The sequence below is a fragment of the Pseudomonadota bacterium genome, from assembly GCA_022572885.1.
Lineage (GTDB): Bacteria > Pseudomonadota > Gammaproteobacteria > Steroidobacterales > MnTg04 > MnTg04.
In genome coordinates this window covers 1-5861 of the sequence record JACZVC010000054.1, presented here as the reverse complement: position 1 = coordinate 5861, position 5861 = coordinate 1, and the positions used below count along the sequence as shown (strand labels likewise).

Genomic DNA, 5861 nt, shown 5'->3' with positions numbered 1-5861 from the left:
GAGAGCGCCCGTTCGTCAGCACGCTCTTGGATCGGGACGAGACCGCCGTCTTGGATCGGGGCTACCAGGACCATCGCCGTTTCGACACCTGGATTGACGCAGCAATTCTCATTTAGAAAATGGAGGAGGAATATCGAGTTCCAAGCTGTCCAGCATGAACCTAAAGAGGGTCTCCCAACTCTCGAAAACCAGGTAGCGAGTCAAGGCTTTCAGATCATTGAAGAAGGTACGACGCACAGCTAATGTATCTCGCAGCAGACGGTAGGCTTCATTGACGAGATCTTGAACGGTATGAAGGAGAAACGCCAACAGATTCAACGTGAAAAAAACGCTGGAAAGATGCCCCTTGCCATGCCCAAAGTTGTGTTCGAGATGATACCCCTTCGTCTTGAGAATATTGATGTTTTCGTTTTCTACTTTCCAGCGACTACGACCTACTTTGACCAGGCTGGAGACGTTCTCTGAGGTAATCACATGATTGGTGACCCAGGCGTTTTGGTAGAGCGTCTTACCGGTGTCTTCATGGGTAATCGTGAGTTCAAACCAATTGACCAATAAGGCATCCGATCCAGATCGAAGAGGAACTTGCTTGACAAAACGATAGGTCCAGTTTTCGCCATGACGCCCATTCCAGCGTCGAATCTGCTTGATTTCCAGTTCCCGCGACATCGTCGAGAGCCTGTCATAGAGCGTGCGGTGAGAATCAGGTTTGCACACGAAAACAAAATACTGCTCGTAGGTAGCATCGATCAACTCGCACAACGGTTGATTGGAGTAGAGATCATCTCCGAGAAAAGTCACACGCCCATAGCGCGCGTGATGCTGAGCCAGCCACCTTTTGACAGCGGCCCGCTCACAATCCTGCTTGTTATGACCATCCTGGGGCACAATGAACTCCGGGGGCAAGGACACGACCTGAGCCGAGTCCGGCTTGACCAATACCGGAATGATGGCACTGTGATAATAGTGAATCACCCCTGTGCGATCTTTTCGATGTGAACACTTGGAACAGTGTATCTTCTCTGAGGCGTGGTAACATACCCCATCAAGGGCCACAAGATAGGTCCCTGCGTAGTCGCGGAAAGCCTCCAAATGACCACTGCGCTCCAATTCATCGATCACCCACTCGAAATCATCGTGAAAGTGATCCGGCGTTATCGGGTCCAATAGATTCCGTATCTGATTGTCAGTCGGTATCTTCTCTAGGCCAAAGAGCGTTCCGGCATTACTTCGCCCTTTTCTTTGTTGTACGTCTCGCTGATGGGCTAGAAAGGAGGGCGACTGCATGAAAAAAACTGAAAATGCGGCCAGCGCAGCATCGGCGATGGTGTATTGGGTGTTGTTACTGGGTTGACGATAATCAGGCAACTCTTGCCAGCGTTGACGCAGTTGCTTGATAAGCGGGTCTAATGACAGCGGTTTGGGCATTATCTCCTCTTCTGGTATGATCCATGACACTAACACCTGGTTGCCCGCTTGTCAACCTGATTTTGAATTTAGAATTGCTGGACCGACGCCAGCCTTCGCCCAAGGTGATACCAGCAGATTTACCGAAATACTTTTGCAGGACTACTTAGCCGGAGCCATCGAGACCCCGTGCTCGGGCAGCGTAAACCAGAATGTGCTGCCGTGTCCTTCGCCCTGCGACTCCACCCAGACCCGGCCCCCGTGCACTTCCACGATGCGCTTGACCAACGCTAGACCAATGCCCGTACCTTCGGCCTCGATACCCAAGCGCTCGAACAACCCGAAGACCTTCTCGTGATAGCGAGAATCGATGCCGATGCCGTTGTCCCGTACCGAACACAGGATCTCCCCGTGCTGCTTCGTAGCCCCGATCTCCACCCGCGGCCTCGGCTGATCCCCGATGAACTTCACCGCATTGTCGATCAGGTTTTGAAAGATTTCCACCAGGCGCACCCGATCTCCATGAACCACCGGCATCTCGGGCTCCACCTCAACGTTAACACCACGCGCAACAATCTGTCCAGCTACCATTTCTACGGCTTCGTCGGCTAAGTTGGTCAGCGAGACGGCCTCGGGCGGGTTCATCAGGCGTCCGATGCGAGAGAGTTCCAAAAGTTCGCCCAGCAGACGACTCATTTTGTCCGTTGCCGTTTCGATGTACTGGATATCTTTTTCCATGCGTTCTGGATTTCCCGACCGCGCATCTACACGGAGCATCCCTAGAAACCCTTTGATCGTGACCAGGGGGCTTTTCAGGTCGTGCGAGACCGTGTAGGTAAAGCGCTCCAGTTCAGCGTTTTTATCTTCTAATTCAGCCAGCATCTTTTCCCGTTCTTGTTCGATCTTCTTGCGCTCGGTGATGTCGCGCACAATAGCCATCACCTCACCGTCTCCACTGGGCACCATGCGGTACTCGAAGTCGCGTTGCTCGTCGCCAGAAGCCAGGGTGTATTCGTGTCTTTGAACCGCACCGGTCTTGAGCGCCCGGCGGATGTCTTGCATCGTCCGTTCCGCTTTGTCGGCTGGCAAGACCGCGTGGACGGTCTTGCCCAGGAATTCCTCGGGCTTCACGTAGGGCTCGACCCCTGGCGCCGGCATAAAATCCAGATAGGTACCGTCTTCGCGGAAGGTAAAAATCATATCGGGAATCGCCGAGAGGAACGCGCGATTCCGGGCTTCACTCTCGCGCAGCACCTCCTCGGCGCGCTTGCGCTCGGTGATGTCGAATTCCACGCCGATCGCCCGCACGGCCTCGCCCTGGTCGTTGCGTAGGATCACGCCGTTGGCCTGCACGTAGCGCTCGTCGCCGTCGGGCCTTCTGATGCGGTAGTCTACACTGTAGCGACTTTCAGAGGCAAGCGCCTGCTCGTGTACCGCTCGGAGGCGCGGCCTGTCTTCCGGGTGAACGAGGGAATAGAAAAACTCGGCGTCTCCGCAGCGATCCGCTTCCGAGAGGCCGTAGATCTCAAGAGAGCGATCGTCCCAGGTGCAATATTGCGTGGCGACATCGAAATCGAACGTGCCGGCTCGGGATGCCCCCAGCGCCAGTTGAAGCCGCTCTTCGCTCTCCCGGAGCGCCGCCTCGGCCTGCTTGCGCTCGGCAACCTCGGTCTCGAGCTGCACGATCTTGGCCTGGGCAGCCACGAGCTGACGATGGGTCTCCTCCAGGTTGCGGTGCAGACGCGCGTTGTGCAGGGCAGCGCCGGCCTGGAGACTGAAAGACCGCAACATCGACTCGTCACTTTCGTCGAAGGGTCCGATGCCGCTGTCGCGACTCTCCTTGTCTGCCACGATCAGGAGTCCCCTCACCTCTCCTTGGCACTCCAGCGGCAGAATGCAGAGGTAGCGGCAGCTCGAGGTCTCGCGGTCGTTTTGGACAGCGGCCTTGTGGCGCCAGACCTCCTCTATTTCGGGTAGCTGGAGGATCTCCCCTTCGTCGCACTCGACCCCGGCCTTGCCGATGATCTCGATAGCTCCCCCTTCCTCAGCTCTCACCATGAGCAGACCCGACCGCGCGTCTACCATCGTCAGCGCCCGCTGCAGCAGCTCGTCCGCCACGTATGTAGGGTCCAGAGACTCGCTCAGCGCCAGGCCGACCTCGTACAGCATCTCCATCTGCACCAGCCTGCGCCTCAGCTCAAACTGGTCTGTCCGCAATTCGGCACTCATGGAATTCCCGCCGCGCGGCTGGAAGGGCTCACTCTTCCTCAACTCCTTGAATCTCAGGCAGATACGGGTCACCGCACAGACCCCTACCAGTGTGAGTCAGGCCCATTGAATTGTCAAGCACTTTCTGGCTCCCCGCCACCATCGAGAGGGGGAGCCAACCGCGCTCCGCGCTCTCCTTGACTACCCTATCCGAAAGAGAGATTATTCGACCCACTCCCAGATGAGCATTCACATATACCGAGGTGTATTCATATCACGCCTGACGGCAGCATCGACAGATCGCCGCGTCAGGCTCGTACCACCTTAGAACGCCAGGAGCACCACCATGAAAATAACTGCCGTTAAGCCCTTTGTGCTCGACGCCGGTATCTTCGTCAAAGTAGAGACCGACTCGGGCATCTACGGTATGGGCGAAGGGGGCCTGAAGAGGCGGGGAAGGGCCGTCGCCGAGGTCGTCGACTCCATGGCGCCCGACCTGGTCGGCGAAGACCCTTTCCGCACCGAGCACCTGTGGCAGGTGATGTTTCGCGGCGGCTTTTTCCCGGGCGGCGGCGTGCAGACCAGTGCGGTGAGTGCCGTGGACATCGCCCTGTGGGATATCAAGGGGAAGGCACTCGGCGTGCCCGTGTACGAGCTACTGGGCGGCAAGGTGCGCGACCGAGTGGTCTGCTACCCGCACAACGGCGACCCGCACAGGATCGACGACCTGCTGGCCAGCTGCAGAAAGACCCGGGACGCCGGATGGAAGTTCGTGCGCTGGAGTCTGGTAGACCCCGTGGGAAAGGAGCTGCTGGAGCCGAGCCGGGCGGTGCGTTACGGCATCGAGCAGGTGCGGGCGGTGCGCGAGGAACTGGGCGAGGAGATCGAGATTCTGGTGGACGTGCACACGCGATTGGATCCGGCCGCCAGCATCCAGTTTTGCCGGGGGGTAGAGCAGTACCACCCCTTCTTTGTCGAAGACCCCATCCGCAGCGAGAGCGCCGAGAGTCTGCGCCTGGTGCGGCAGCAGACGGCGGTGCCCATCGCCGTGGGAGAGCAGTGGGCGGGCAAATGGGCCTTCAGGCAGGTCATCGAAGAGGAGCTGATGGACTACTGCCGCGTCGACTTGTGCATCGCCGGCGGCCTGACCGAAGCGCGCAAGATCGCCGGCTGGTGCGAGGCGCACTACATCGCCCTGGCGCCGCACAATCCCCTGGGCCCGGTGTCGACGGCCGCCTGTCTGCATCTCGATCTGGCGGTCAGTAATTTTGCGGTTCAGGAATTGGCCCGAGTCCCGGGCACGGTGCTGCCCGAACTTTTCCCCGTGCAAGTGCCGTTCGATGCCGGTGACCTGCTGCCGCCGGAGAGTCCGGGATTGGGAATCGAATTCCACACCGACGCCCTGGCAGCCTACCCGCCGTTTCCAGAGGGCCGCACGCCTCAACTGCGGCGACGCGACGGTTCGTTCACCAATTGGTAGGACTTCCGTTGAAGCGCAGGTGTGAGTGAGCGATCAGGGAACCCGCCGAAATAAGTTGGCGTTTTCACGAAGTCGGAAATCCGAAGCACGCCCTTGTTCAGTTTCAAACACCGCGACACAAATGAGAAATCCGAATCTCAAATGTCGTCACATTTCAGCCGTCCAAAATGACTTGGCCCTAAAGGGGCCAATTTTGCCAGCCCTGGGCTGACATAGCCGGCTCCTTCGAGGCAAAAACCGAATCATTTACAACCCCTCAGTCGAGTTCCGTGTCGGCCTGCACGCTGCTGTCGACTGTTTTTGCGATACAGATGGCTTCGCGAATCGACTGCTCCATCCATTCTGCCTCGTGGCCTTGTTCGGTCCGACCGGCGATGACATAGGCAGCGTAAATCTGCGCAGCGGCCCCGACGATGACAGCTTCTGACGGTTGCAGTTTGATATATGCTTTGGCCATCACTCGTACTCCACAGTTATCAACCAGAGAAATCATCCGCGATCGGGCATAGAAGACCATACCGTGTAAGTTTCTCAAGATTCAAGAAAATCACTGGAAATTGTTTGATCTTTCCAGCCGCCTATTGTACTCTCTGGATTGGAAGTGGGTTTCATGCCCATTCATACGATAAAATTGGTGTATGAGTGGTATATTTGCCCACAACGAGAAATATTCGCGATGGAACCGCGGCGGACGACGAACGAGATGTTCAGCTCGGACGAACCCTGCGCGATCGCGCGTATGCTCACGCCGTGGTCGCCGAGCACC

General features: G+C 57.5%; 4 protein-coding genes. 1 reads left to right on the top strand and 3 read right to left on the bottom strand.

What is annotated here, in order from left to right; translation table 11 throughout:
• Window positions 1–108: 108 nt before the first annotated feature.
• Entirely contained in the window at window positions 109–1428 is a 1320-nt protein-coding gene (locus tag IIA05_12750) for an ISNCY family transposase (protein ID MCH9027960.1), read from the bottom strand.
• Window positions 1429–1569: 141 nt separating this feature from the next.
• On the bottom strand, window positions 1570–3636 hold the full coding sequence (locus IIA05_12745) for a PAS domain S-box protein (protein MCH9027959.1): 2067 nt from the start codon (window positions 3634–3636) through the stop codon (window positions 1570–1572).
• Window positions 3637–3961: 325 nt separating this feature from the next.
• Here IIA05_12745 and dgoD point away from each other — a divergent pair, with 325 nt between their 5' ends.
• Entirely contained in the window at window positions 3962–5095 is a 1134-nt protein-coding gene (gene dgoD / locus IIA05_12740; protein MCH9027958.1) for a galactonate dehydratase, read from the top strand.
• 256 nt (window positions 5096–5351) lie between these two features.
• Here the strand turns inward: dgoD and IIA05_12735 are convergent, their stop codons facing one another.
• Window positions 5352–5552, bottom strand: coding sequence for a hypothetical protein (locus IIA05_12735; GenBank protein MCH9027957.1), 201 nt, complete (start codon window positions 5550–5552; stop codon window positions 5352–5354).
• Window positions 5553–5861 lie beyond the last annotated feature (309 nt).